We start from the raw sequence: 25,108 nt of genomic DNA, 5'->3' as shown, positions 1-25,108 counted from the left end.
TCGATCGGGATGAGTCCCGCTGACCTGATTCCCCTCCTCCTTCTTGCCGTCGTCTTCTTCCTGCTGATCATCCGGCCGATGCGCGCGCGTCAGAAGCAGTACACCGAGCTGCGCCAGATGCAGGACGCCCTCCAGCCGGGCGCCCGCGTCATGATCAGCAGCGGCATCCACGGCACCGTGCAGACCCTCGCCGACGAGACGATCGACCTCGAGGTCGCGCCCGGCGTCGTCATCACCGTCGCCCGCGCCGCGGTCGCCGAAGTGATCGACCCCCAGGCATGAGCGACTTCCCCGAGGTCGCCGCGCGCCTCGTGCGCGCCATCGAGGACTGGCCCGAGGCCGGCGTCACGTTCCGTGACATCACCCCGCTGCTCGCCGCCCCCGAGGGCCTGCGCGCCACCGTCGACGCCCTCGTCGACGCCGCGCGCGCATTCGGCCCGCTCGACGTCGTCGCCGGCGTCGAGGCCCGCGGCTTCCTGCTCGCGCCGCTGATCGCCGAGGCGCTCGGCATCGGCCTCGTGCCGGTCCGCAAGGCCGGCAAGCTGCCGGCGCGGACCCTCGCGGAGAACTACTCCCTCGAGTACGGCGAGGCGGTCGTGGAGATCCACGCCGACGCCGTCACCGAGGGTGCCCGCGTCCTCCTCGTCGACGACGTCCTCGCCACGGGCGGCACGCTGGCCGCCTCCCGGCGCCTGTTCGAGCGCGCCGGCGCCGAGGTCGCCGGCGGGCTCGTCCTCATCGAGCTGCCCGCCCTGGGCGGCCGCGACGCCCTCGGCGACCTCGCCCTGACCGCCCTCCTGGAGTACTGATGAGCCAGAACACCGTCCGCATCGTCGCCATCATCGCGATCGCCGCGCTCGTGCTCGGCGTGTTCGCGTCGGTGATCTCCGGCGCGCTCTGACCGGGCCTCCGTAGGATGGACTGAAGGAGGCACGCGTGGCTGAGCGGACCGAGGGATCCTCGACGAAGCCGGCCGAGTCCAGGACACCTGACTCGGCGCGGACGTCCTCGCGCGTGCGCAGCCGCCTCGCGCGGATCGGCGGCCGGTCCACCGGCGCCGGCAACCCGGTGCTCGACCCGCTCATCAAGGTCTACCGCGACACGCATCCCAAGGGCGACGTCACCGCGATCCAGAAGGCCTACGAGGTCGCCGCGGCGATGCACGAGGGTCAGAAGCGCAAGAGCGGCGACCCGTACATCACGCACCCGCTGGCCGTCGCCACGATCCTGGCCGAGCTCGGCATGACCGCGCCCACCCTGTGCGCCGCGCTGCTCCACGACACGGTCGAGGACACCTCGTACACGATCGAGCAGCTGCGCAAGGACTTCGGCGACGAGGTCGTGCACCTGGTCGACGGCGTCACGAAGCTCGACAAGGTCAAGTACGGCGACTCGGCCCAGTCCGAGACGATCCGCAAGATGGTCGTCGCGATGGCGCGCGACATCCGCGTGCTGGTCATCAAGCTCGCCGACCGCCTGCACAACATGCGCACCCTGCGCTACCTGCGCCAGGACAAGCAGGAGCGCATCGCCCGCGAGACGATCGAGATCTTCGCGCCCCTGGCCCACCGCCTGGGCATGAACACGATCAAGTGGGAGCTCGAGGACCTGTCGTTCGCGACCCTGCACCCCAAGGTCTACGACGAGATCGTGCGCCTGGTCGCCGAGCGCGCGCCGTCCCGCGAGGCGTTCCTGGAGCGCGTCATCCGCGACGTGAACTCCGACCTCGGGCACGCCAAGATCAAGGCGAAGATCACGGGCCGGCCGAAGCACTACTTCTCGATCTACCAGAAGATGCTCGTGCGCGGTCGCGACTTCTCCGACATCTTCGACCTCGTGGGCGTGCGCATCCTCGTCGACGACGTGGCCGACTGCTACGCCGTGCTCGGCGTCCTGCACGCGCGCTGGAACCCGATCCCGGGCCGCTTCAAGGACTACATCAGCGTCCCGAAGTTCAACATGTACCAGTCGCTGCACACCACCGTGATCGGCCCGCAGGGCAAGCCGGTCGAGCTGCAGATCCGCACGTACGCCATGCACCGTCGCGCCGAGTTCGGCGTCGCGGCGCACTGGAAGTACAAGGAGGAGTCGCTGGCGGCGGTCGGCGGCAAGGCGTCCAAGGGCGCCCCCGGCGGCAACGAGATGGTGTGGCTGCGCGAGCTCGTCGACTGGCAGTCCGAGACCGAGGACTCGAGCGACTTCCTGGACTCACTGCGCTTCGAGATGCAGAACGCCGGCGTCTACGCGTACACGCCGCGAGGCGACCTCATCCAGCTGCCCGCCGGGGCCACGCCCGTGGACTTCGCGTACGGCGTGCACACCGAGGTCGGTCACACGTGCGTCGGCGCCCGGGTCAACGGCCGCCTCGTCTCGTTGGAGTCCAAGCTCGAGAGCGGCGACGTCGTCGAGATCTTCACGTCGAAGTCGCCCACGGCCGGCCCGAGCCGCGACTGGCTCGACTTCGTCAAGAGTCCCCGCGCCCGCAACAAGATCCGCCAGTGGTTCACGAAGGAGCGCCGCGAGGAGGCCATCGACCACGGCAAGGACCTCATCGCGAAGCAGATGCGCAAGGAGGGCCTCCCGATGCATCGCCTGTTCCGGCAGGCGAACCTCGACACGGTGGCCAAGGAGATGGGCCACGCCGACATCGCCGCGCTGTACGCGGCGGTGGGGGAGAGCAACGTCGGCGCGCAGAACGTCGTCGACCGCGTCATCGACCTCGCCGGCGGCCGTGAGGGCGCCGAGGAGGAGGCGGCCGAGGCCACGGCGATGCCGTTGCGCACGAGCCGCTCGGTCACGTCGGTCCGCGGCGACGCGGGCGTCGAGGTCGTGGGCGTGTCGGGCGACGTCATGGTCAAGCTGGCGCGCTGCTGCACCCCGGTGCCCGGTGACGCCATCCAGGGCTTCGTCACGCGCGGCTCCGGCATCTCGGTGCACCGCACCGACTGCGTGAACTTCACCGAGCTGGCCCACCAGACCGAGCGCGTCGTGGACGTGCGCTGGATCGCGAACGCGAAGACGACGTTCCTGGTGGCGATGCAGGTCGAGGGCCTCGACCGCCCGCACCTGCTGTCCGACATCACCAAGGTGATCTCCGACCAGCACGTCAACATCCTGTCGGCCACCCTCAGCACCGGGCGCGACCGCGTCGCGAAGAGCCGCTTCACCTTCGAGATGGCCGACGCCAAGCACCTCGGCGCCGTCCTCAAGGCCGTCGGCAACGTCCCCGGCGTCTTCGACGCCTACCGCGTCACCCAGTAGCCCGCGCCTCCGGCGCGCGAGATGTGTAGCGCTGTCCACCCTTTTACCGGCAGAACCGGCTGAAAAAGGTGGACAGCGCTACAGATCTGGAGCCCGAAGGGCTCGGAGCCTCAGCTGAAGTCGGAGGCGGTGCGGCGGGCGATGTCGAGGAAGGCCTGGCGGGACTCGAGGTTCTCGCGGAGCTTCGCGACCTTCTTCGTGTCGCCGGCGGCCTCGGCCTTGGCGATGTCGGCCTCGATGCCGGCGATGGCGTCCTCGAGCTTGGTGATCATGTCGTCCGCGCGGGCCGACTTCTCGGGGTCGGTGCGCTTCCACTCCTGGTCACCGGCGTCGCGGATCGCCTTCTCGACGGCGCGGATGCGACCCTCGAGCTCCTTGATCTGGTCGCGCGGGACCTTGCCCGCGGCCTCCCAGCGGTCGGCGATGTCGTGCCAGGCGCGGCGCGTGGCCTCGAGGTCCTTGATCGGTAGCAGCCCCTCGGCCTCGACGAGGATCTCGCGCTTGACCGCGGCGTTCTCGGCGAACTCGGACTCCTGCGCGGCGTTCGCGGCCTCGCGAGCCTGGAAGAAGACGTCCTGGGCGGCGCGGAAGCGCTTCCACAGCTTGTCCTCGACGTTGCGCGGCGCGGAGCCGGCGGCCTTCCAGCGCTGCATGAGGTCGCGGTAGGCGCCGGAGGTCGGCCCCCACTCGGTGGAGCCGGAGAGGGCCTCGGCCTCCTCGATCAGCTTCTCCTTGATCTTCTTGGCCTCGTCTCGACGGACGCTCTGCTCGCCGAAGTGGGCCTTGCGCTTCTTCGTGTACGCGGTGCGGGCGCTGGAGAAGCGGTGCCACAGCTCATCGTCGGCGGCCTTGCTGAGCCGGGGGAGCGCCTTCCACTCGTCGAGCAGCGCGCGCAGCCGGTCGGCGCCGTTGCGCCAGTCCTGGCCGGCGCCGATCTTCTCGGCCTCGGCGACGATGCGCGTCTTGGCCTCGGTGGCCTCGGCGGTGCGCTGCTCGCGCTCGGCCTTGCGCTTGGCCCGCAGCTCGCCCAGGGCCGGCTCGAGCTTGTCGAGGCGCGCGGACAGCGACGCGAGGTCGCCGATCGCCTGCGCGTCGACGAGCTGCTCGCGGATGGTCGCGATCGCCTTCGTGGCGTCGTCGGGCGAGACGGTGCCGGCCTCGATCCGCTTCTCCAGCAGATCGACCTCGGTCTCGAGGTTGTCGAAGCGTCGCGTGTAGAACGCGAGCGCCTCGTCGGCGTCGCCGCCGGTCACCCATTGTCCGATCAGACGCTCGCCGTCGCCCTCTTTGACGTAGACGTTGCCGTCCGCGTCGACGCGGCCCCAGTCACTCATGGCGGTCAGTCTAGGAGGTTCGCGGCGCTGGGTCCTCCTCGCGTACCCTGACAGGCGTGCTTCTCACCGCCTTCCCCGCCGGACCGCTGCAGGCGAACTGCTATTTCGTCGCCTCCGGACCCGGCCAGCCGTGCGCGATCGTCGACCCCGGGATGCAGTCCTTCGAGGGCGTCCGCGCCGTCGTCGCCGAGCACGACCTGACCCCGGCGGCCGTGCTGGTCACCCACGGCCACTTCGACCACATGTGGGACGCCGCGCAGGTCGCCGACGCCTACGGCTGCCCGCTGTGGATCCACCCGGCCGACCGGCACCTGCTCGCCGACCCGATGGCCGCGATCTCGAACGAGTCGGCGGCGATGCTGCGCCAGCAGCTCGGCGAGATCGACGAGTCCCAGTTCTCCGAGCCCGCCGACGTCCGCGACGCCGTCGACGGCGCCACGATCGAGGTCGGCGACCTGACGCTCACGGTCGACCACTGCCCGGGCCACACGCCGGGCACGGTCGCGTACCGCGTCGACTACACGGGCCCCGAGCCCGTCTCGCAGATCATGTTCTCCGGCGACTTCCTGTTCTACGGCTCGATCGGCCGCACCGACCTGGTCGGCGGCGTGCACGCCGAGATGCTGCGCAGCCTCCAGTCCAAGGTGCTGACGCTGCCCGACGACGTCGTCGTCCTGCCCGGTCACGGCCAGCAGACCTCGATCGGCCGCGAGAAGGCCACGAACCCGTTCCTCGCGGAGCTGACGGCATGATCGAGTGCCAGCGAGTTCCATTCAGGCACCTCATGTCGGCGCGTCCGTACCGTGCTTCTTCGACGGAGGTGTCGTCATGAGCAGACTGAGCGGCTTCCCGGAGTTCCTGCCGGCGGAGCGGAACGTCGAGCTCGTCGTGCTCGACCACCTCGCGCGCGTCTTCGAGCTGCACGGGTTCGGCAACATCGAGACCCGCGCCGTCGAGCCGCTCGAGACGCTGCTGCGCAAGGGCGAGATCGACAAGGAGGTCTACGCCGTCCGCCGCCTGCACGCCGACGAGTCCGAGGCCTCCGAGCTGGCCCTGCACTTCGACCTCACCGTGCCGTTCGCGCGCTACGTCGTGGAGAACGCCGGCCACCTGCAGTTCCCGTTCCGCCGCTACCAGATCCAGAAGGTCTGGCGCGGCGAGCGCCCGCAGGCCGGCCGCTTCCGTGAGTTCACGCAGGCCGACATCGACATCGTCGGCGACGGCACGCTGCCGTTCCACTTCGACGTCGAGGTCGCCCGCGTCATGGCGGAGGCGCTCGCGGGGCTGCCCATCCCGGGCCTGTCGCTGACGCTGCAGGTCAGCAACCGCAAGGTCCTCGAGGGCTTCTACCTGGGTCTGGGCATCGCCGAGCCCACGGCCGTCATGCAGGTGATCGACAAGCTCGACAAGCTGCCGGCCGAGCGCATCGCCGAGCTGCTGACCGAGCAGGGCCTCACGCCCGACCAGGCCAAGGCGTGCCTGGCGCTGGCCGAGATCGTCACCACCGACACGTCGTTCGTGCAGCGCGTGCGCGACCTCGGCGTCGAGCACCCGATGCTCGACGAGGGGCTCACCGAGCTCGAGGCCGTGGTCGCGGGCTGCGCCACCGTCGAGGGCGTCACCGTCACGGCCGACCTGCGCATCGCGCGCGGCCTCGACTACTACACCGGCACCGTGTTCGAGACCCGCGTGGCCGAGCACCCGGCGCTGGGCTCGATCTGCTCGGGCGGCCGCTACGACCAGCTGGCCAGCGACGGCAAGCGCACGTACCCGGGCGTCGGCCTGTCGATCGGCGTCTCGCGCCTGCTGTCCACGCTCACCACGAGCGGCATCACGTCCTCGCGCTCGGTGCCGTCGGCGGTGCTCGTGGCCGTCAACGACGAGGACTCCCGACCCGGCAGCGACGCGATCGCGCAGCGCCTGCGCGCCCGCGGCATCGCGTGCGAGGTGGCCCCGGCCGCCCAGAAGTTCGGCAAGCAGATCCGCTTCGCCGAGCGCCGCGGCATCCCGTTCGTCTGGTTCGTCACCGAGGATGGCGACCAGGTGAAGGACATCCGAACCGGTGAGCAGGTGTCGGCCGATCCCGACGCCTGGACGCCCCCCGAGACCGACCTGCGACCGCAGGTGACCCACAAGGAGACGACAGCGTGATCCGCACCCATGACGCCGGAACCCTGACGGCCGCGAACATCGGCGAGAGCGTCACGCTCGCCGGGTGGGTCGCCCGTCGCCGCGACCACGGCGGCGTCGCCTTCATCGACCTGCGCGAGGCCAGTGGCGTCGCCCAGGTCGTCGTCCGCGAGGACGTCGCCCACCAGCTGCGCAGCGAGTTCTGCCTCAAGGTCACCGGCACGGTCCAGCGCCGTCCCGAGGGCAACGAGAACCCCGCGATCGCCACGGGCGAGATCGAGGTCATCGCCGACGACGTCGAGATCCTGTCGCGCTCCGAGCCGCTGCCGTTCCCGATCGACGAGCACGTGGAAGTGGGCGAGGAGGCGCGGCTCAAGCACCGCTACCTCGACCTGCGCCGGCCCGCCCCGGCCCACGCGATGCGGCTGCGCTCGAAGGTCAACGCGGCCGCCCGCGCCGTGCTGGAGCGCCACGACTTCGTCGAGGTCGAGACGCCCACGCTGACCCGCTCCACACCCGAGGGCGCGCGCGACTTCCTCGTTCCGGCGCGCCTGCGTCCCGGCTCCTGGTACGCGCTGCCCCAGAGCCCCCAGCTGTTCAAGCAGCTGCTCATGGTGGGCGGGCTCGAGCGGTACTACCAGATCGCGCGCTGCTACCGCGACGAGGACTTCCGCGCCGACCGCCAGCCCGAGTTCACCCAGCTGGACATCGAGATGAGCTTCGTCGACCCCGACGACGTCATGGCGCTGGCCGAGGAGATCTACGTCGCGCTGTGGAAGCTGATCGACGTCGACCTGCCGACGCCGTTCCCGCGGATCACGTACGCCGACGCGATGAGCAAGTACGGCTCGGACAAGCCCGACCTGCGCTTCGACCTCGAGCTCGTCGAGCTGACCGACTACTTCGAGGACACGCCGTTCCGCGTCTTCCAGGCGCCGTACGTCGGCGCGGTCGTGCACCCGGGCGGCGCCTCGCAGGCCCGCCGCACGCTCGACGGCTGGCAGGAGTGGGCCAAGCAGCGCGGCGCCCGCGGGCTCGCCTACGTGCTGGTCCAGGAGGACGGCACGCTCGGCGGACCGGTGGCCAAGAACCTGTCCGAGACCGAGCGCGAGGGCCTCGTCGAGGCCGTCGGTGCGAAGCCCGGCGACGCGGTCTACTTCTCGGCAGGCCCGGTCAAGAGCTCGCGCCAACTGCTCGGTGCCGCGCGCATCGAGATCGCGAAGCGCGAGAACCTCATCGACGAGTCGAAGTGGGCCTTCGCATTCGTCGTCGACTGGCCGATGTTCGAGGCCGTCAGCGAGCTCGACTCCGGCGACGTCGCGGTCGGTGGTGGCGAGTGGACCGCGGTGCACCACGCCTTCACCGCGCCCCAGGACCCCGAGACCCTGGCCACGCCGGGCGACTCGCTCGCGCAGGCCTACGACATCGTCTGCAACGGCAACGAGGTCGGTGGCGGCTCGATCCGCATCCACCGCGAGGACGTCCAGAAGCGCGTCTTCGAGATCATGGGCATCGGCGCCGAGGAGGCCCAGGAGAAGTTCGGCTTCCTGCTCGAGGCGTTCAAGTACGGCGCCCCGCCGCACGGCGGCATCGCGTTCGGCTGGGACCGCACGGTCGCGCTGCTCGCCGGGGCCGACTCGATCCGTGAGGTCATCGCGTTCCCGAAGTCCGGCGGCGGCTACGACCCGCTGACCGCGGCGCCCGCGCCGATCACGCCCGAGCAGCGTGCCGAGGCCGGTGTCGACGCCGAGCCCGAGGCGGACGACGAGAACGCCGACGAGGCGTGAGCTCCGTCGGCGAGAAGGCCACCTACGTCGAGTACCTGGCCCAGTACCGCCAGACGCTGCTGCGCAAGTGCGAGGACCTCTCGCCCGAGCAGCTCGCGCTGCGCAGCGTGCCGCCCAGCACGCTGTCGCTGCTCGGCCTCGTCCGTCACATGGCGTACGTCGAGCACACCTGGTTCGTGCGCGTCGGTCAGCAGTCGTCGGAGGCACCGCTGTTCCTGAAGGAGCAGGACAGCGACGCGGACTTCAACGACGCGGTCGGCACGCAGGAGTGCGTCGACGAGGCCTTCGCCGCGCTGCGCACCCAGGTGGAGCGGGCCGAGCAGTGGCTCGATGGCATCGACGAGGCCGACTTCGGCCGCGAGCTGCCCCATCACCGCTCCGGCACGGTCGAGATCCGCGACCTGCTGGTCCACATGATCGAGGAGTACGCGCGCCACTGCGGTCACGCCGACCTGCTGCGCGAGTGCATCGACGGTCGCACGGGAGAGTAGGCGCCACGCGGGAGTGACGCCGTAGGCTCGTGGGGTGACCGACGGACTCTTCGACCTTCCCGAGGCGCCCGACACGAGCCGGCGCGACTCCAGCGGCACGCTCGCCGGCAACGCCCACTCCAGCGCGCCGCTCGCGGTGCGGATGCGGCCGCAGTCGCTGGACGAGCTGGTGGGCCAGCAGCACCTTCTCGCGCCGGGCTCGCCGCTGCGCCGGATGATCGAGGGCAGCGCTCCGCTGACCGTGCTGCTGTGGGGGCCTCCCGGCACCGGCAAGACCACGCTCGCCAGCCTCATCAGCCACCAGACCGATCGACGCTTCGTGGAGGTCTCGGCGGTCAGCGCCGGCGTGAAGGAGGTCCGCGAGGTCATCGCGGGCGCCCGTCAGGCGCTGTCGCGCGGCAAGGAGACCGTCCTCTTCGTCGACGAGGTCCACCGCTTCAGCAAGGCCCAGCAGGACGCGCTGCTGCCCGGGGTCGAGAACCGCTGGGTCAGCCTCGTCGCGGCCACCACCGAGAACCCGCACTTCAGCGTCATCTCGCCGCTGCTGAGCCGCTCGCTGCTGCTCACCCTCCAGCCGCTGACCGACGACGACATCACGGTGCTGGTGGACCGCGCGATCGAGGACGAGCGCGGCTACGGCGGCGCGATCTCGATCAGCCAGGAGGCGCGGGAGCACCTCGTACGGCTGGCCGGCGGCGACGGCCGCCGCGTGCTGACCTACCTCGAGGCCGCGGCCGGTGCCGCCGCCGACCAGGGCCACGAGGAGATCACCCTCGACGACGCCGCGCTCGCGGTGGACAAGGCCGCCGTCCGCTACGACCGCCAGGGCGACCAGCACTACGACGTGACGAGCGCATTCATCAAGTCGATCCGCGGCTCCGACGTGGACGCCGCGCTGCACTACCTGGCGCGGATGATCGAGGCGGGGGAGGACCCGCGGTTCATCGCCCGCCGCCTGATGATCCACGCCAGCGAGGACATCGGCATGGCCGACCCCACCGCGCTGCCGCTGGCCACCGCGACGGCGCAGGCGGTCGCGATGATCGGCTTCCCCGAAGCCCGCATCCCGCTCGCGCAGGCCGTGATCCACCTGGCCACGGCACCGAAGTCGAACTCGGTCATCCGCGCGATCGACGCGGCGATGGCCGACGTGCGGGCCGGCAAGGTGGGCGCCGTCCCGCCCGCACTGCGCGACGCGCACTACTCCGGCGCCAAGAAGCTGGGCCACGGGCACGACTACGTCTACGCCCACGACGACCCGCGCGGCGTCGTGTCGCAGCAGTACGCGCCCGACGACGTCGACGGCTCCGACTACTACCGGCCGGGGCCCCACGGCGCGGAAGGAGCGATCGCGGAGCGGCTCGCCCGAATCCGCGCGATCGTCCGAGACCGGTAACCTCGTTCCCATGTCCGTGCAGCTCGCGATGCTCGTCGCCACCGCCGTCCTGGCGGTCGTCGCGGTGGCCGCGGCCGTCGTCGCGGTGCGCGCGCTGCGCCAGGCGAAGGCGCTGGCCGACCGAGAGCCGGCGAGCGTGAGCGAGCCGGTGAGCACGGTGCTCGAGCCGGTCCTGGTGACCGAGCCCGAGGGCGAGCGCGAGCCGGAGCTCGAGGTCGTGCGCGTCGTCGAGGGCCGCGTGATCGTGCAGCCCACCCACGACCAGGTCGTGGCGGCGTCGATGACGCGTCCTGCCGTCCGGCTGAACATCGTCGCGGCGGGCGTCGCGCACGCGCTGCGTCCCGAGAGCCGCGACCGGATCCTGGGCCTCATGCGCCGTGAGTACCGCGCCCGGAAGCGAGCTCGTCAGCGGGCCGCCCGTGCGGCGGCCCGCGCCACCAACGGACCGCCCCCACCGCCCGGCGGCCGGGGCTGGGTGGGCTCATGAGCGCCCGCCTCGCCTGGTTCGTCGCCGGCGCCGCGGCGGGCGTCTACTCCAGCGTCAAGGCCAAGCGGGCGGCCTACCGGCTGTCCATGCCCGGCCTGATCGACCAGGCGGCCGCGCTCGGCTCCGGCGTCCGTGCCTTCCGTGCCGAGATGGCCGAGGGCATGTCCGCCCAGGAGCAGCACCTGCGCCAGCGCCTGCTCGACCACGAACCCCGGCTCGCCCTGACCGAGCCCACCGAACCCTCCGAACCTAAGGACCCCCACTGATGGAGACCGCTGAGATCCGGCGCCGATTCCTGAACCACTTCGAGAACGCCGGCCACACGGTCGTGCCCTCGGCGCCGCTGCTGTTCGACGACCCGAACCTGCTGTTCGTCAACGCCGGCATGGTGCCGTTCAAGCCGTACTTCCTCGGCCAGGAGACGCCGCCGTTCGACCGCGCCACGAGCGTGCAGAAGTGCGTGCGCACCCTCGACATCGAGGAGGTCGGCAAGACCACCCGCCACGGCACGTTCTTCCAGATGAACGGCAACTTCAGCTTCGGCGACTACTTCAAGGAAGGCGCCATCACGCTCGCGTGGGAGCTGATCACGAAGTCGGTCGACGACGGCGGACTGGGCTTCGACCCGGAGAAGATCTGGGTCACGGTCCTGCACACCGACACCGAGGCGCGGGAGATCTGGAAGAGGGTCGCGGGCCTGCCCGACGAGCGCATTCAGAACCGCGGCCTGCTGGACAACTACTGGCACATGGGCGTCGAGGGACCGGGCGGCCCCTGCTCGGAGATCTACGTCGACCGCGGCCCCGAGTACGGCCCCGACGGCGGGCCCGAGGCCGACGAGGACCGCTTCCTGGAGATCTGGAACCTGGTCTTCATGCAGGAGGAGATCACCAACGTCACCGCGAAGGACCAGTTCGACGTCGTCCAGCCGCTGCCGAAGCAGAACATCGACACCGGCATGGGGCTGGAGCGCGTCGCGTACCTGCTGCAGGGCAAGGAGAACCTCTACGAGATCGACGAGGTCTTCCCGGTCATCGAGCGTGCCTCCGAGCTCACGGGCCGCACGTACGGCGCCGACCACACCGACGACGTGCGCTTCCGTGTGGTCGCCGACCACGTCCGCAGCAGCCTCATGCTGATCGGCGACGGCGTCACGCCCGGCAACGAGAGCCGCGGCTACGTGCTGCGCCGGCTCCTGCGCCGCGCGGTCCGCTCGATGCGCCTGCTCGGCTACGAGGACCCCGCGCTGCCCCAACTGCTCCCGGTGAGCATGGAGCGGATGAAGGCCTCCTACCCCGAGCTGGAGACCGACTTCGCGCGCATCAGCCAGATCGCGTACGCCGAGGAGGAGGCGTTCCGCCAGACCCTCGGCAAGGGCACGCAGATCTTCGACGTCGCCGCGGGCGAGACGAAGAGGTCCGGCGGCACGGTGCTGGGCGGCCAGCAGGCGTTCCAGCTGCACGACACGTACGGCTTCCCGATCGACCTGACCCTGGAGATGGCCGAGGAGCAGGGCCTCTCGGTCGACCAGGAGGGCTTCCGCTCGCTCATGGCCGAGCAGAAGGCGCGCGCGAAGGCGGACGCGAAGTCCAAGAAGGGCCTGCACGCCGACACCACGGTCTACCGCGAGACGATCGACGCGTTCGGCCCCACCGACTGGGTCGCGTACACGAACCTCATCACCGAGTCGAAGGTGCTGGCGCTGCTGTCCGGCGGCCAGTCGGTGCCGGTGCTGTCCGAGGGCCAGGTCGGCGAGGTCGTGCTCGACCGCACCGGCTTCTACGCCGAGTCCGGTGGCCAGAACGCCGACGCCGGCGTGCTGCGCTGGGACGGCGGCCGGGCCGAGGTTCTCGACGTCCAGCGCCCGATCCGTGGCCTCGTCGTGCACCAGGTGCGCGTCGTCGAGGGCGAGCTGACCACGGGCTTCGAGCTGTCGGCCGAGGTCGACCACGAGTGGCGCGTGGGCGCCCGCCAGGCGCACTCGGGCACGCACGTCGTGCACGCGGCGTTGCGCGAGGTGCTCGGCCCCACGGCCCTGCAGTCCGGCTCGTACAACCGGCCGGGCTACCTGCGCCTCGACTTCGGCTGGGGCAGCGCGCTCGATCCCGAGCAGTTCCACCAGGTCGAGCAGGTCTCCAACCGGGCGCTGCGCGAGGACCTGCAGGTCTCGCAGCACTGGATGACGCTGCCCGAGGCGAAGGAGTTCGGCGCGCTCGCGCTGTTCGGTGAGACGTACGGCGAGGAGGTCCGCGTCATCGAGATCGGCGGCCCCTGGTCGCGCGAGCTCTGCGGCGGCACGCATGTCGAGCGCTCCAGCCAGATCGGCACCGTCGTGCTGACCTCGGACACCTCGGTGGGTGCCGGCAACCGCCGCATCGAGGCGCTCACCGGCATTGAGGGCTTCCAGTACCTCGCCCGCGAGCGCGACCTCGTGCTGCAGCTGACCGACGTGCTGAAGGCCAAGCCCGAGGACCTGCCGCACCGCGTGCAGGACCTCGTCTCGCGCCTGAAGGGCACCGAGAAGGAGCTCGAGAAGATCCGCACCGCGCAGCTCCAGGGCGCGGCGGGCGACGTGGCCAAGGCCGCCGAGGACATCGACGGCGTCGCGTTCGTCGGCCACCGTGCCGAGGGCGTCGGCGGCGGCGACGTGCGTCAGCTGGCGCTGGACATCCGTGGCCGCATCACGGATCGTCCCGTGGTCGTCGTGGTGATCGGCACGGCCGGCGACAAGCCGTCCGCCGTCGTCGCGCTCAACCCCGCGGCGATCGACCGCGGCCTGTCGGCGCAGCAGCTCATCGCGACGGTGGGCGAGCGGATCGGCGGTCGCGGTGGCGGCAAGGCCGACGTCGCCCAGGGCGGCGGCACCGACCTGGCCGGCATCGATCCCGCGTTCGCGGCCGTCCGGGACGCCCTGCGCGGATGATCGGGCACCGATGACCTGGCGCAGGGGCCGCCGGCTCGGCGTCGACGTCGGCGACGCCCGGATCGGGGTCGCGTCGTGCGACCCCGACGGGCTGATCGCCACGCCGGTCGAGACGGTGCAGGCCGGCCCGGCGGCGATCGGCCGTCTCGTCGCCCTCGCCGACGAGTACGAGGCGCTCGAGGTCGTCGTCGGGCTGCCTCTGGGCCTGTCCGGTCGCGAGGGGCCCGCCGCGGTCAAGGTGCGGGCCTTCGCGGCGGCACTCGCCACCGCGCTTCCGGGGGTTTCGGTACGGTTGATCGATGAACGACTCTCGACGGTGGCGGGCCAGGCCCAGCTGCACGCGAGTGGACGCACGACGAAATCGTCACGATCGGTCATCGACCAGGCAGCAGCCGTGGTGATTCTGCAGTCGGCCATCGACGCCGAGAAGATGCGCGGAACCGCGCCCGGCGAGCTGGTCGTGACGACGGAAGGAAACGACGCATGAGCGAGAGTGACGGCGGTCTGGAGATCCTGACCGGCGAGGAGGAGCCGCGACGCGCGCGTCCCGGCTCGCGTCGCAGGGAGGAGCCCCCGAAGAAGAAGTCGGGGATCAAGAACGTGATCGCCCTGCTCGCGGTCATCGCCATCCTCATCGGCGGGTACGTCGTCGTCACCAACGTCATGGACCGCATGGGCGGCGCCGAGGACTACTCGGGCCAGGGCACCGGCACGGCCGAGGTCACGATCCCGTCCGGCGCGAACGGCGTCCAGATCGCCCGCCTGCTCGCCGAGCAGGACGTCGTGAAGTCGTCCGAGGCGTTCTACCAGCTCAGCCTCACCGACGCGCGCGCCCAGAAGATCCAGCCGGGCACCTACACGCTGCGCCAGCAGATGTCGGCCGAGGCCGCGCTGACCGCGCTCGTCGACCCGTCGGCGCGCGTCCAGGCCAAGTTCACCGTGCCCGAGGGCGCCCGCGTGGGCCAGATCGTCGAGATCATCTCGAAGAACACCGAGCTGGAGGCCAAGGACCTCGAGGCGGCGCTCGACGACCCGTCGACGATCGGCCTGCCCGACTACGCGAACGGCAACCCCGAGGGCTACCTCTACCCCGAGACGTACTTCGTCGAGCCGGGCGACGACGCGAAGGCCGTGCTGACGCGCATGGTCCAGCAGACGCTCAAGGTCGCGAAGGACCTCGACATCGGCTCGCGCGCGCCCGCGCTCGGCCTCAACGGCGAAGAGGTCCTGACCGTCGCCAGCATCCTGGAGTACGAGGGCCAGAAGCCCGAGGACTACGCCAAGATCGCGCGCGTGCTCTACAACCGCATCGACCAGGGCATGCCCCTGCAGCTCGACTCCACCGTCTCGTACGTGAGCGAGCGCAAGGGCGACGTCTGGACCACGGCCGAGGAGCGCGCCAACCCGTCGCTCTACAACACGTACCAGCACGCGGGCCTGCCCCCGGGCCCGATCGGCTCGCCCGGCCAGGCCTCGATCGAGGCGGCGCTGAACCCGGCGGACGGCGACTGGCTGTACTTCTTCGCCAAGAAGGACGGCTCGGTCGTCTACAACCAGGACTTCGGCAAGCACACCTCGGACTGCCAGGCCGAGTACGGCGCCGGTTCGTGCGGCGGCTGACATGAGGTGTGCCGTCCTCGGCTCGCCGATCGCGCACTCGCTGTCACCGGCGATGCACCGCGCGGCGTACGGGGTGCTCGGCCTCGACTGGAGCTACGGCGCGTTCGACGTGCAGGAGGGTGAGCTCACCGAGTTCGTCTCCGAGCACCGAGACGGCTGGCGGGGCTACTCCGTCACGGCGCCGCTCAAGCGTGAGGCCGCCGCGCTGGCGGCCCGGCGCGACGCCGTCGTCGAGGCGCTCGGCGTGGCGAACACGCTCGTGGCGATCGACGGTGGCTGGGCCGCGTCGAACACCGACGTCCCCGGGGCAGCCAACGCCCTCCGCGAGGTCGGCGTCGGATCGCTCACGTCCGTGCGCATCGTCGGCGCGGGCGCCACGGCCGCCTCGGTCGCGCTCTCGTGCTCCCGGCTGGGAGCGCGCGAGGTCGAGCTGCGCGTTCGCGACACCGCGCGCGCCGCCGCCACGGCGAGCGTGATCGAGTCGCTGGGACTCGCGGTGTCGGTCGTGCCGCTGCACGTCGACGTGCTCGAGTCGGTCGACCTGCTGGTCTCCACGGTGCCCGGCGACGCCCTCGCGGGTCGCGAGCACGCGTTCATCGGCTCGGCCGCCGCGGTGTTCGACGTCGTCTACGACCCGTGGCCCACGGGCCTCATGCGCTCGGCCCAGGCCGAGGGCCTCCCGCTCGCCACCGGACTCGACCTGCTGGCTCACCAGGCGGTGCTCCAGGTCGACCTCATGACCGGGCGCACGGTCGAGCCGGGCGTCCTGGTGACGGCGGCCATGGAGGCGCTCGCCAGCCGTTAGGGTGCACCTCGTGCCCCTTCCCGTCGCCTCGGTCGTCGCGATCCTGCTGGCCGGACTGCTGGCCGCGCTCTCGCCCCGGATCCTGGCCCGGCTGCCCGAGCCGACCGGGGAGCCGGAGCCGGACATGCCGCCGAAGATCCTGTACGCCGAGCTCGCCGGCGCGCGCTGGCTCGGCCTGTGGCTCGCGCTGCCCGCGATGGTCCTCGCCGGGGTCGCCGCCGCGACGATCAGCGAGCCCGCGCTGCTGCCCGTGTGGGTGCCCATCGCCGCCGCGACGCCCGTGCTGGCGTGGGTGGACTGGAAGGTCCACCTCCTGCCGTACCTGATCGTCGCGCCGCTGTACGTCGTCACGTGGCTCCTGACCGGCCTCGGGGCGTTGCTGATGCGCGACGCCTCGGTGCTGCTGGGGGCGCTCGCCGGCAACGTGCTGGTGTTCGGCTTCTACTTCGTCCTCGCCCTGATCGGGCCGATGGGCTACGGCGACGTGCGGCTGTCGGCGGTGGTGGGCGTGGGCCTCGGTCCGCTGGGTCTCGTGGCCACCTACTACGGCGTGTTCTTCGGTCTGTGCATCGGCGCCGTCGTCGGGCTGGTGCTCGTCCGCGGACGCCTCGGCCGGAACATCCCGATCGCGTTCGGTCCGTACCTGCTGCTCGGTGCGTTCGCCGCGGTGTGGGTCTGAGAGAATCGCCCCATGCTTCGTTGGTTGACCGCCGGTGAGTCACACGGCCCCGCACTCGTCGCGACCCTCGACGGCCTCCCGGCCGGTGTGGAGGTCACGAGCAAGGAGATCCAGGCGGCCCTCGCGCGCCGCCGCCTCGGCTACGGCCGCGGCGCCCGGATGGCCTTCGAGGCCGACGAGCTCGAGATCATCGGCGGCATCCGCCACGGGCGCACGCTCGGCAGCCCGATCGCGATGCGGATCGGCAACAGCGAGTGGCCCAAGTGGGAGCAGGTCATGGCGGCCGACCCGGTCGACCCCGAGACCCTCGCCGGTCTCAAGCGCAACGCCCCGCTGACGCGTCCGCGCCCCGGCCACGCCGACCTCGCGGGCATGCAGAAGTTCGACTTCGACGAGGCCCGCCCGATCCTCGAGCGCGCGAGCGCCCGCGAGACCGCGGCCCGCGTCGCGCTCGGCGAGATCGCCGCGCAGTTCATCGCGCAGACCACCGGCGCCCGCATCGTCAGCCACGTCGTCGAGCTGGGCACCGTGAAGGCGCCCGCCGGCGTGCTGCCGGGCCACGCCGACGTCGAGCGCCTCGACGCCGACCCGCTGCGCTGCTTCGACCCCGCCACGTCCGAGCTGATGGTGGCCGAGGTCGACGCCGCCCACAAGGACGGCGACACCCTCGGCGGCGTCGTCGAGGTCATCGTCGAGGGCCTGCCGCCGGGACTCGGCTCGCACACGCAGTGGGACCGACGTCTCGACAGCCGCCTCGCGGCCGCGCTCATGGGCATCCAGGCCATCAAGGGCGTCGAGCTCGGCGACGGCTTCGAGCTGGCGCGCACGCGCGGCTCGCTGGCCCACGACGAGATCGTGCCGACGCCCGAGGGCATCCGGCGTGTCTCCGGTCGTGCCGGCGGCACCGAGGGCGGCATGACCACCGGTGAGCTGCTGCGCGTCCGCGCCGCGATGAAGCCCATCGCCACCGTCCCGCGTGCGCTGCGCACCGTCGACGTGCAGACGGGTGAGGAGACGCGGGCCCACCACCAGCGCTCCGACGTGTGCGCGGTCCCGGCCGCCGGCATCGTCGCCGAGGCCATGGTCGCGCTCGTCGTCGCCGACGCGCTGCTGGAGAAGTTCGGCGGCGACTCCGTCGGCGAGACCAGCCGCAACGTGCGCTCCTACCTCGACAACCTGAGCCACCGGTGACCGGCACCCGCCCGGTCGTCGTGGTCGTCGGTCCGCCCGGCGCCGGGAAGACCACGGTGGCCGGACTGCTGGCGGATCGACTCGGGGTGCAGGTCCGCGACACCGACCAGGACGTCGAGGCCGCCGAGCGCGAGAGCGTGCAGGACATCTTCGTCGGCCGCGGCGAGCCCGTCTTCCGCCGGCTCGAGGCCGCCGCGGTGGCCGAGGCGCTGCGCACGCACGACGGCGTGCTCGCACTGGGCGGGGGAGCGGTCATGGACGACGGCACCCGCGCGCTGCTGGCCGACCACGTCGTGGCCCACCTCGACGTGGGTCTGGCGCAGGCCGCCGCCCGCGTCGGCATGAACTCCGGCCGCCCGCTGCTGCTGGGCAACATCCGCGGGCAGCTCAAGGCCCTCATGGACTCGCGCCGCCCGCTCTACAACGAGGTCGCGACGTTCACCGTGGACACGAACGACCTCTCGCCCGACCAGGTCGTCGACCGCGTCCTCGCGGAGCTGGGCCGATGACCCGCCGCGTCGCGGTCGAGACCTCCCAGCCCTACGAGGTCGTGGTCGGACACCACGTCATGGCCGAGCTCGAGACGCTCGTGCCCGACGACGCGCTGCGCGTCGCGATCGTCCACGCCGGACCCGTCACCGGCGTCGCCGAGGGCCTCGCGCAGCACCTGCCCGGCCGCGAGGTGCTGCTGATCGAGGCGCCCGACGGCGAGCGGGCCAAGACCGTCGAGTTCCTGGCGCACTGCTGGGACCAGCTGGGCCTGCGGGGCTTCACCCGCTCCGACCTCGTGATCGGCGTCGGGGGAGGAGCCACCACCGACCTCGCCGGGTTCGTCGCGGCCAGCTGGCTGCGCGGCGTCCGGTTCGTCACGGTCCCCACGACCGTGCTCGGCATGGTCGACGCGGCCGTCGGCGGCAAGACCGGCATCAACGTCGCCGCCGGCAAGAACCTCGTGGGCGCGTTCCACGAGCCGATCGGCGTGCTGTGCGACCTCGCCACGCTCGCGGAGCTGCCCGAGCGTGAGCTGCGCGGGGGACTGGCCGAGGTCGTGAAGTGCGGCTTCATCGCCGACCCGTCCATCCTCACCGACGTCGAGGCCTCGCCCGAGCGGGCGCTCGACCCCACCGACGACCTCCTCGCCGACCTCGTCACCCGCGGGATCGCCGTGAAGGCGCGCACCGTCGCCGCCGACCTGCACGAGCGCGGCGCCGACGGCTCGATCGGCCGCGAGGCGCTCAACTACGGCCACACGCTCGGCCACGCGATCGAGCGGCACGAGCGGTACACCCTGCGCCACGGCGAGGCGATCAGCGTGGGCATGGTGTTCGTGGCCGAGCTCGCCCACCGCACCGGCCTGGTCGACGACGCGCTGCTGGCCCGTCACCGTGACACGCTGGGTCTCGTGGGCCTGCCGACCAGCTACGACGGAGCGACGTTCGAGGAGCTGCTCGCCGGGATGCGCCTCGACAAGAAGACGCGCGGCGACCAGCTGCGGTTCGTCGTGCTCGACGGCCTCGCGAGCCCGCGCATCCTCGCCGGTCCCGACGAGGACGTGCTCCGCGCCAGCTGGGAGGCCGTCCGTGGCTGACCCGAGCCGGCTCGAGCGCCTCCGCGGCCTGCTGGCCGAGGGCGGCCATGCCGCGATGTACGTCTCCGACCTGGTCAACCTGCGCTACCTGACCGGCTTCACGGGGTCGAACGGCGCCGCGCTGGTGCCCACCGAGGGCGAGCCGCTGTTCCTCACCGACGGGCGCTACCGCGACCAGGCCGCGGCCGAGCTCGACGCCGCCGGACTGGGCGACGTCGAGATCGTCATCACGCGCGACCTGATCGGCGTGGCCGCCGGCCGCGCACCGGCCGACCTCGTCGCCGAGACCCACCTGCTCGACGTCGACTCGTGGCAGCGACTCGACCGTCCCGAGGCCTCCGGTCGGCTCGTGGAGCGGCTGCGCGAGGTCAAGGACGAGACCGAGGTCGCCGCGCTGCGTCGGGCCTGTGAGATCTCCTGCGAGGCACTCGAGGCCCTGCTGGTCGGTCCGCTCGTCGGCCGCACCGAGCGCGAGGTGGCCCGCGACCTCGAGTGGCGCATGCTCGAGCTCGGCGCCGAGGACAAGGCGTTCGACACGATCCTGGCCTCCGGCGAGCACACCGCGATCCCGCACCACTCGCCGACCGACCGTGAGCTGCGCGCCGGCGACCTGCTCAAGATCGACTTCGGCGCGCGGTTCGACGGCTACCACGCCGACTGCACCCGCACGGTCGTCCTCGGCCCCGCCGCCGACTGGCAGCGCGAGATCCACGCCGCCGTGCGCGAGTCCCAGGCGGCGGGTCTCGACCGCCTGCGACCGGACGTCCCGGTGGCCGACGCGAACACCGCGGCACGCGCGTCGCTGGAGGCCTCGGGCTGGATCGACGCCTTCACGACCGGTCTGGGCCACGGCGTCGGGCTGCAGATCCACGAGGACCCGTTCATCGGCTCCGCGCACCCCGGTAGACTGGTCAGCCGCACCGTCCTGACGATGGAGCCGGGGGTCTACCTTCCGGGCCGTGGGGGCGTGCGCATCGAGGACACCGTCCTCGTCACCGACCCCGACCACGGCGGTGAGCCCGACGTGCTCACCGACCTCACCAAGGAACTCCTGGAGATCGACTGATGGCAACCACGAACGACCTCAAGAACGGCATGGTCCTCAAGATCGACGGAAAGCTGTTGGCCGTCACCGAGTTCCAGCACGTCAAGCCGGGCAAGGGCCCCGCCTTCGTCCGTACGAAGCTCAAGGACGTCGAGTCCGGCAAGACCCTCGACAAGACCTTCAACGCCGGCACCAAGGTCGAGACGGCCACGGTCGACAAGCGCGACATGCAGTACCTGTACAACGACGGCACGAACTACGTGTTCATGGACATCTCCACGTACGACCAGATCGAGGTCACGCCCGAGTCGATGGGCACCACGGTCGACTACCTGCTGGAGAACCAGAACGCCGTCGTCGCCACCAACGAGGGCCGCGTGCTCTACGTCGAGCTGCCGGCCTCGGTCGAGCTCGTCATCGAGCACACCGACCCGGGCCTGCAGGGCGACCGCTCCAGCGGCGGCACCAAGCCCGCCCGCCTGGAGACCGGCAAGGAGATCCAGGTGCCGCTGTTCATCGACTCCGGCGAGAAGGTCAAGGTCGACACGCGCGACGGCAGCTACCTCGGTCGTGTGAAGGCCTGATGGCTGCACGCACCAAGTACCGCAAGCGGGCCCTGGACATCCTCTTCGAGTCCGAGTCCCGCGGCCTGGCGGCCGACGGCACGTTGGCCGACCGCCTCGAGGTCAACGACCCGCCGGTGAACCCGTACACGGTCGGGCTCGTCGAGGGCGTCGCCGCGCACGCCGCGCAGATCGACGCCCTCCTCGAGGAGCACTCGCACGCGTGGTCGCTCGACCGGATGCCGGCCGTCGACCGCAACCTGCTGCGGATCGGCGTCTACGAGATCCTGTGGGCCGAGGACGTGCCCGATCCGGTGGCGATCAGCGAGGCCGTCGAGCTGGCCCGCGAGCTGTCCACCGACGAGTCGCCGAAGTTCATCAACGGCCTGCTGTCGAAGGTCGCCGAGGTGAAGCCGCAGGCGTTGCGCGCGGCCGAGCAGGCCTCAGCCGAAGAGCCCGTCGCCGACGGAGCCGCCGGGTCTGACGCCGCGGGGGATCGCGAAGACGGCTGAGCCGATGTGGCGGATGTACTCGTTGAGTGCATCCGTCGCGAGCGACCGCTGGATGTCGATGAACTGCTGCGGCGAGCGTCCGTAGGCCAGGAAGAACAGTCCCGCATTGAGCTGTCCGAGGTCGTTGTTGCCCTCGACGTAGTTGTAGCCGCGCCGCAGCAGGCGCGCCCCGCCGTTCTGGTCGGGGTGCGCCAGGCGCATGTGCGCGGTCATCGGGATCGCCGGACCGCCAGCCTGCGTGGAGACCACGTCGAAGTCGGGGTCGGTGAACTCGCGGCCGCCCGACAGGGGCGCGCCCTCGCCCTTGTCGCGGCCGATGATCGCCTCCTGCTCCTCCAGCCGGACGCGGTCCCACGACTCGATGAGCATCGCGATCTTGCGGGCCACGAGGAACGAGCCGCCCGCCATCCACGGCTGGTCGGAGCCGTCGGACCACACCCACCGCTCGAGGTCGGCGGTGTCGGTGCCGAACACGTTGGCGGTGCCGTCCTTGAACCCGAAGAGGTTGCGCGGGGTGGCCTGCGCCTTCGTCGTGGTGGACGTGCGCCCGTAGCCCAGCTGGGTCCAGCGCACCTGCGCCCGTCCGAACGCGATGCGCGAGAGGTTGCGGATCGCGTGCACGGCGACCTGCGGGTCCTCGGCGCACGCCTGGATGCACAGGTCGCCGCCGCTGTAGCGGTCCTCCAGCAGGTCGAACGCGAACGACGGCAGCTCGACGAGCTCGCGCGGGCGCCGGTCGGCGAGACCGAAGCGGTCGTCGAAGAGACTGGGGCCGAAGCCGAACGTCACGGTCAGGGCGTGGGCCGAGAGGCCGAGCGCCTCGCCGGTGTCGTCCGGCGGCTTGTAGGGGCCACCGCCGGTGGCGCCCTCGGCCGTGACCTCCTCGCCGCGCGTCATTCGCGCGGCCGCGTCGGTCCAGTCGGCCAGCAGTGACCTCACGTCGTCGCGGTCGGCGGTGGACGTCAGGTCGAACGACGCGAAGTACAGGTGCTGCTGCACGGGCGTGGTGATGCCGGCCTGGTGCGGGCCGTGGAACGGCACCACACGGTCTTCGGTGGCCGGCGCGTCGTCGCGGGTGGCGCCGGCGGCGAACCCGCCGGTGACGCCCACGGCGCCCGCGGCGCCGATCAGCCCGAGGGCCGACCGGCGCGACAGCCGCGAGCCGGTCATGACGAGGAGACCCCGAGGACGGTGTGCGTGAGCTGCGACAGCGGCTCGCTCAGGGCGTTGAGCTGCGCGCCGAGCTCGTTGCGCTGCGGTTGCGCCACGGTGTCGTACGAGACGAAGCCCTTGTCGTAGTCGCCGTGCGTCTCGAGCAGCGCGAACATCGAGCCGAACTGCTCGTCGAGGTCGGTGACCAGCTGGGCACCGTCCTCGCCCTTGCTCTCGGCGATGTCGCGCACGGACGTGTAGGCCACCTTGGCGCCCTCGACGTTGGCGTAGAAGTCGTAGAGGTCGGTGTGACTGAACTCGTCCTCCTCGCCCGGGAGCTTGCCGTCGGGCGCGGCGACCTCGTCGAGCAGGCCGATGGCGCCGTTCGTGATGTCGCCGATCGAGAGCACGAAGTCGTCGGAGTGGACCTTGTCGTACAGCGCCTGGATGTCGGTGACGAGCTGCTCACCGAGCTCCTTCCGCGCGGCCGCGTCCAGCGGGGCGATCTTCTCGTCGGGGTAGTTCTTGCGAGCCTCGTCGAGCCACAGGTCCATCTCGATCCGGTGGAAGCCGGTGAACGGCAGGCCCTCGGCCTCGGCGCCGGGCTTGCGGTAGTCGATCTTCGGGTCGAGGTCGCCGAACTGCTCGGCCGTGGGCTCGATCCGCTCGTAGTTGATGCGGGTGATCGGGAAGAGCTCGCGCGCCTTCGCGTCGTCGCCGGAGGCGTAGGCGGCCACGAACTGCTCGACGTTGCCGACGAGCTCGCCGACCTGGTCCTTGGTGTACGCGGTGTAGGAGTCGACGGCCGCGTCGATGGCCTCCTGCTCGTCCTCGTCGACCGCGACGTCGTCGCCGGTGACCGTGAAGGCCGCGTTCCCGACGCCGTCGCCGACCATGCCGGGCTTGCACTCGGTGAAGTAGTCGCCGGGCTGCGCCTGCACCGTGAGGTTGCGCGAGGTGCCCGGGGCGATGTTCTCGACCTCGCCGATGATCCGCAGCTTGTCGCTGTCGAGCAAATAGAACTCGGTGATCTTGTCGCCGTCGTTCGTCACGTCGAACGTGATGGTGCCGCTGGCGGCCTTCGCCGCCGAGACCTCGCAGCCGTCGGCGGTGCTGGAGACCTCGATCGCGGCGTCGCCGGACTCGGAGTTCTTGACGCAGGCGCTCAGGCCGAGCGTCGCGGTGAGGGCGACGGCCAGCACGGTGGAGCGGGAGCGACGGTTCATGCACGGGTTCCTTCGTTCGAGGCGGCGCGGGCCGCACGGCGGGGTCGACCGACGACCCGCGCGTACGCGGTGCCGACGACGACGAGGTAGATCGCCCAGACGGCGATCTCGAGCTGGGTCATGTCCGGGGAGAACCCGACCGTGCCCTTGAGGAGGGCAGCGGGCAGACCCGTGGGGTCGATGGTGTCGCTGAGCTGGAACGCCCAGCCGGTGGTGCCGGTCCACGGACCGTGAAGCACCCCGGCCTCCTGGAGGTCGTGCACGCCGTAGGCGAGGATGCCGGCGGCGACGACGATCAGCAGTGCGCCGGTCCAGGTGAAGAACGTCCCGAGGTTGATCCGCACGATGCCGCGGTAGATCAGCCAGCCGATCGCCACGGCGGCGAGCAGGCCGAGGACGGCCCCGATCCAGGCCAGGGGAGCGTCACCGCTGGACCGGACGGCGCTCCAGAGGAACAGCGCGGTCTCCAGTCCCTCGCGGGCGACGGCGACGAAGCCGATCGCGACCAGTCCCCATCCGGGACCGTCGAGGCGCGCGTCGACCTGGTGCTCGAGCTCGCTCTTGAGACCGCGGGCCGTGCGGGCCATCCAGAAGATCATCCAGGTGACGAGCCCGACGGCGAGGATCGACAGGGTGCCGCCGATGATCTCCTGCGCCTCGAAGCTCAGCCCGTAGGTCCCGAAGGTCAGCAGGGCGCCGAGGCCGAGCGACAGCGCGACCGCGATCGCCACGCCGGCCCAGATGCGGGGGACGACGTCGTCGCGCCCGATCTTGCGGACGTAGGCGATGAGGATGCCGACGACGAGCGAGGCCTCGAGGCCCTCGCGCAGGCCGATCAGGAACGTTCCGAGCATGACTCACCTTCGGTTTCGAGCAGCCCGGCTTAGGGCAGCCTCAGCAAAGGTACTCCCGTCCGCG

General features: G+C 71.3%; 25 protein-coding genes. 21 read left to right on the top strand and 4 right to left on the bottom strand.

The annotated features are described in order from the left end of the window. The first annotated feature begins 9 nt into the window (after positions 1 to 9). The 3 genes from yajC to O3S82_RS09420 all read left to right on the top strand — a co-directional run bounded on the left by yajC (position 10) and on the right by O3S82_RS09420 (position 3,261). Complete coding sequence (gene yajC, locus O3S82_RS09430) at positions 10 to 282, top strand: preprotein translocase subunit YajC (protein WP_269302379.1); 273 nt, start codon at positions 10 to 12, stop codon at positions 280 to 282. After that, positions 279 to 809: an adenine phosphoribosyltransferase gene (locus O3S82_RS09425; protein WP_179424250.1), complete on the top strand. Its 531-nt coding sequence runs from the start codon at positions 279 to 281 to the stop codon at positions 807 to 809. Before yajC ends, O3S82_RS09425 begins: the two co-directional genes overlap by 4 nt. Positions 810 to 936: 127 nt before the next feature. Next, positions 937 to 3,261: a RelA/SpoT family protein gene (locus O3S82_RS09420; RefSeq protein ID WP_395487554.1), complete on the top strand. Its 2,325-nt coding sequence runs from the start codon at positions 937 to 939 to the stop codon at positions 3,259 to 3,261. A 110-nt stretch (positions 3,262 to 3,371) separates the two neighbouring features. Here the strand turns inward: O3S82_RS09420 and O3S82_RS09415 are convergent, their stop codons facing one another. Next, positions 3,372 to 4,595 carry a DUF349 domain-containing protein gene (locus O3S82_RS09415; RefSeq protein ID WP_269302377.1) on the bottom strand — a complete coding sequence of 408 codons (1,224 nt, stop codon included), beginning with the start codon at positions 4,593 to 4,595 and terminating at the stop codon, positions 3,372 to 3,374. 56 nt (positions 4,596 to 4,651) lie between these two features. On the opposite strand from O3S82_RS09415, the gene O3S82_RS09410 reads away from it, so the two are divergent. From O3S82_RS09410 to nusB, 18 genes are all read left to right on the top strand, one after another. Next, complete coding sequence (locus tag O3S82_RS09410) at positions 4,652 to 5,347, top strand: MBL fold metallo-hydrolase (RefSeq protein WP_269302374.1); 696 nt, start codon at positions 4,652 to 4,654, stop codon at positions 5,345 to 5,347. A 76-nt stretch (positions 5,348 to 5,423) separates the two neighbouring features. Further along, positions 5,424 to 6,746, top strand: a complete 1,323-nt coding sequence (gene hisS, locus O3S82_RS09405) for a histidine--tRNA ligase (protein WP_269302372.1) — start codon at positions 5,424 to 5,426, stop codon at positions 6,744 to 6,746. Further along, complete coding sequence (gene aspS / locus O3S82_RS09400) at positions 6,743 to 8,512, top strand: aspartate--tRNA ligase (protein ID WP_269302370.1); 1,770 nt, start codon at positions 6,743 to 6,745, stop codon at positions 8,510 to 8,512. Before hisS ends, aspS begins: the two co-directional genes overlap by 4 nt. Further along, positions 8,509 to 9,003, top strand: coding sequence for a DinB family protein (locus O3S82_RS09395; RefSeq protein ID WP_179424255.1), 495 nt, complete (start codon positions 8,509 to 8,511; stop codon positions 9,001 to 9,003). Before aspS ends, O3S82_RS09395 begins: the two co-directional genes overlap by 4 nt. A 34-nt stretch (positions 9,004 to 9,037) precedes the next feature. After that, positions 9,038 to 10,399 (top strand): replication-associated recombination protein A, encoded by a 1,362-nt coding sequence (locus O3S82_RS09390; protein ID WP_269302368.1) that lies wholly within the window; start codon positions 9,038 to 9,040, stop codon positions 10,397 to 10,399. 10 nt (positions 10,400 to 10,409) lie between these two features. After that, positions 10,410 to 10,886, top strand: coding sequence for a hypothetical protein (locus O3S82_RS09385; protein ID WP_269302366.1), 477 nt, complete (start codon positions 10,410 to 10,412; stop codon positions 10,884 to 10,886). Beyond that, entirely contained in the window at positions 10,883 to 11,152 is a 270-nt protein-coding gene (locus O3S82_RS09380) for a DUF6167 family protein (RefSeq protein WP_269302364.1), read from the top strand. The genes O3S82_RS09385 and O3S82_RS09380 overlap by 4 nt, the downstream gene beginning before the upstream one ends. Then, positions 11,152 to 13,809: an alanine--tRNA ligase gene (alaS, locus tag O3S82_RS09375; RefSeq protein ID WP_269302362.1), complete on the top strand. Its 2,658-nt coding sequence runs from the start codon at positions 11,152 to 11,154 to the stop codon at positions 13,807 to 13,809. Before O3S82_RS09380 ends, alaS begins: the two co-directional genes overlap by 1 nt. A gap of 10 nt (positions 13,810 to 13,819) precedes the next feature. Further along, positions 13,820 to 14,296 (top strand): Holliday junction resolvase RuvX, encoded by a 477-nt coding sequence (gene ruvX, locus O3S82_RS09370; RefSeq protein WP_269302360.1) that lies wholly within the window; start codon positions 13,820 to 13,822, stop codon positions 14,294 to 14,296. Next, positions 14,293 to 15,429 (top strand): endolytic transglycosylase MltG, encoded by a 1,137-nt coding sequence (gene mltG, locus O3S82_RS09365; protein WP_179424260.1) that lies wholly within the window; start codon positions 14,293 to 14,295, stop codon positions 15,427 to 15,429. The genes ruvX and mltG overlap by 4 nt, the downstream gene beginning before the upstream one ends. A gap of 1 nt (position 15,430) precedes the next feature. Further along, positions 15,431 to 16,234, top strand: coding sequence for a shikimate dehydrogenase (locus O3S82_RS09360; RefSeq protein ID WP_269302358.1), 804 nt, complete (start codon positions 15,431 to 15,433; stop codon positions 16,232 to 16,234). 10 nt (positions 16,235 to 16,244) lie between these two features. Continuing rightward, positions 16,245 to 16,913 (top strand): prepilin peptidase, encoded by a 669-nt coding sequence (locus O3S82_RS09355; RefSeq protein WP_269302356.1) that lies wholly within the window; start codon positions 16,245 to 16,247, stop codon positions 16,911 to 16,913. Positions 16,914 to 16,925: 12 nt separating this feature from the next. Continuing rightward, positions 16,926 to 18,104 (top strand): chorismate synthase, encoded by a 1,179-nt coding sequence (gene aroC / locus O3S82_RS09350; RefSeq protein WP_179424263.1) that lies wholly within the window; start codon positions 16,926 to 16,928, stop codon positions 18,102 to 18,104. Further along, a complete protein-coding gene (locus tag O3S82_RS09345; protein ID WP_269302353.1) occupies positions 18,101 to 18,613 on the top strand; it encodes a shikimate kinase in 513 nt (170 codons plus the stop codon). The genes aroC and O3S82_RS09345 overlap by 4 nt, the downstream gene beginning before the upstream one ends. Continuing rightward, positions 18,610 to 19,692 carry a 3-dehydroquinate synthase gene (aroB, locus tag O3S82_RS09340; protein WP_269302351.1) on the top strand — a complete coding sequence of 361 codons (1,083 nt, stop codon included), beginning with the start codon at positions 18,610 to 18,612 and terminating at the stop codon, positions 19,690 to 19,692. The genes O3S82_RS09345 and aroB overlap by 4 nt, the downstream gene beginning before the upstream one ends. Then, on the top strand, positions 19,685 to 20,758 hold the full coding sequence (locus O3S82_RS09335) for a M24 family metallopeptidase (RefSeq protein WP_269302349.1): 1,074 nt from the start codon (positions 19,685 to 19,687) through the stop codon (positions 20,756 to 20,758). The genes aroB and O3S82_RS09335 overlap by 8 nt, the downstream gene beginning before the upstream one ends. Continuing rightward, positions 20,755 to 21,321, top strand: coding sequence for an elongation factor P (gene efp / locus O3S82_RS09330; RefSeq protein ID WP_425545978.1), 567 nt, complete (start codon positions 20,755 to 20,757; stop codon positions 21,319 to 21,321). The genes O3S82_RS09335 and efp overlap by 4 nt, the downstream gene beginning before the upstream one ends. Continuing rightward, on the top strand, positions 21,321 to 21,812 hold the full coding sequence (gene nusB, locus O3S82_RS09325) for a transcription antitermination factor NusB (RefSeq protein WP_269302346.1): 492 nt from the start codon (positions 21,321 to 21,323) through the stop codon (positions 21,810 to 21,812). Before efp ends, nusB begins: the two co-directional genes overlap by 1 nt. On the opposite strand, the gene efeB is transcribed toward nusB, so the two are convergent. Genes efeB through efeU form a run of 3 tightly spaced genes read right to left on the bottom strand, consistent with a single transcriptional unit; the run spans position 21,744 to position 25,044 of the window. Further along, positions 21,744 to 22,982 (bottom strand): iron uptake transporter deferrochelatase/peroxidase subunit, encoded by a 1,239-nt coding sequence (gene efeB / locus O3S82_RS09320; RefSeq protein WP_269302344.1) that lies wholly within the window; start codon positions 22,980 to 22,982, stop codon positions 21,744 to 21,746. The genes nusB and efeB overlap by 69 nt on opposite strands. Further along, positions 22,979 to 24,190: an iron uptake system protein EfeO gene (gene efeO / locus O3S82_RS09315; RefSeq protein WP_269302342.1), complete on the bottom strand. Its 1,212-nt coding sequence runs from the start codon at positions 24,188 to 24,190 to the stop codon at positions 22,979 to 22,981. The genes efeB and efeO overlap by 4 nt, the downstream gene beginning before the upstream one ends. Further along, the gene (gene efeU / locus O3S82_RS09310) at positions 24,187 to 25,044 is read right to left on the bottom strand and encodes an iron uptake transporter permease EfeU (protein ID WP_269302339.1); all 858 of its coding nucleotides are present in this window, start codon (positions 25,042 to 25,044) and stop codon (positions 24,187 to 24,189) included. The genes efeO and efeU overlap by 4 nt, the downstream gene beginning before the upstream one ends. Positions 25,045 to 25,108 lie beyond the last annotated feature (64 nt).

The sequence above is a fragment of the Aeromicrobium sp. HA genome, from assembly GCF_027171405.1.
In the GTDB taxonomy this organism is placed as follows: Bacteria; Actinomycetota; Actinomycetes; order Propionibacteriales; family Nocardioidaceae; genus Aeromicrobium; species Aeromicrobium tamlense.
Note: the sequence above shows the minus strand (reverse complement) of the source record. Positions and strands in the feature narration are given on the sequence as shown.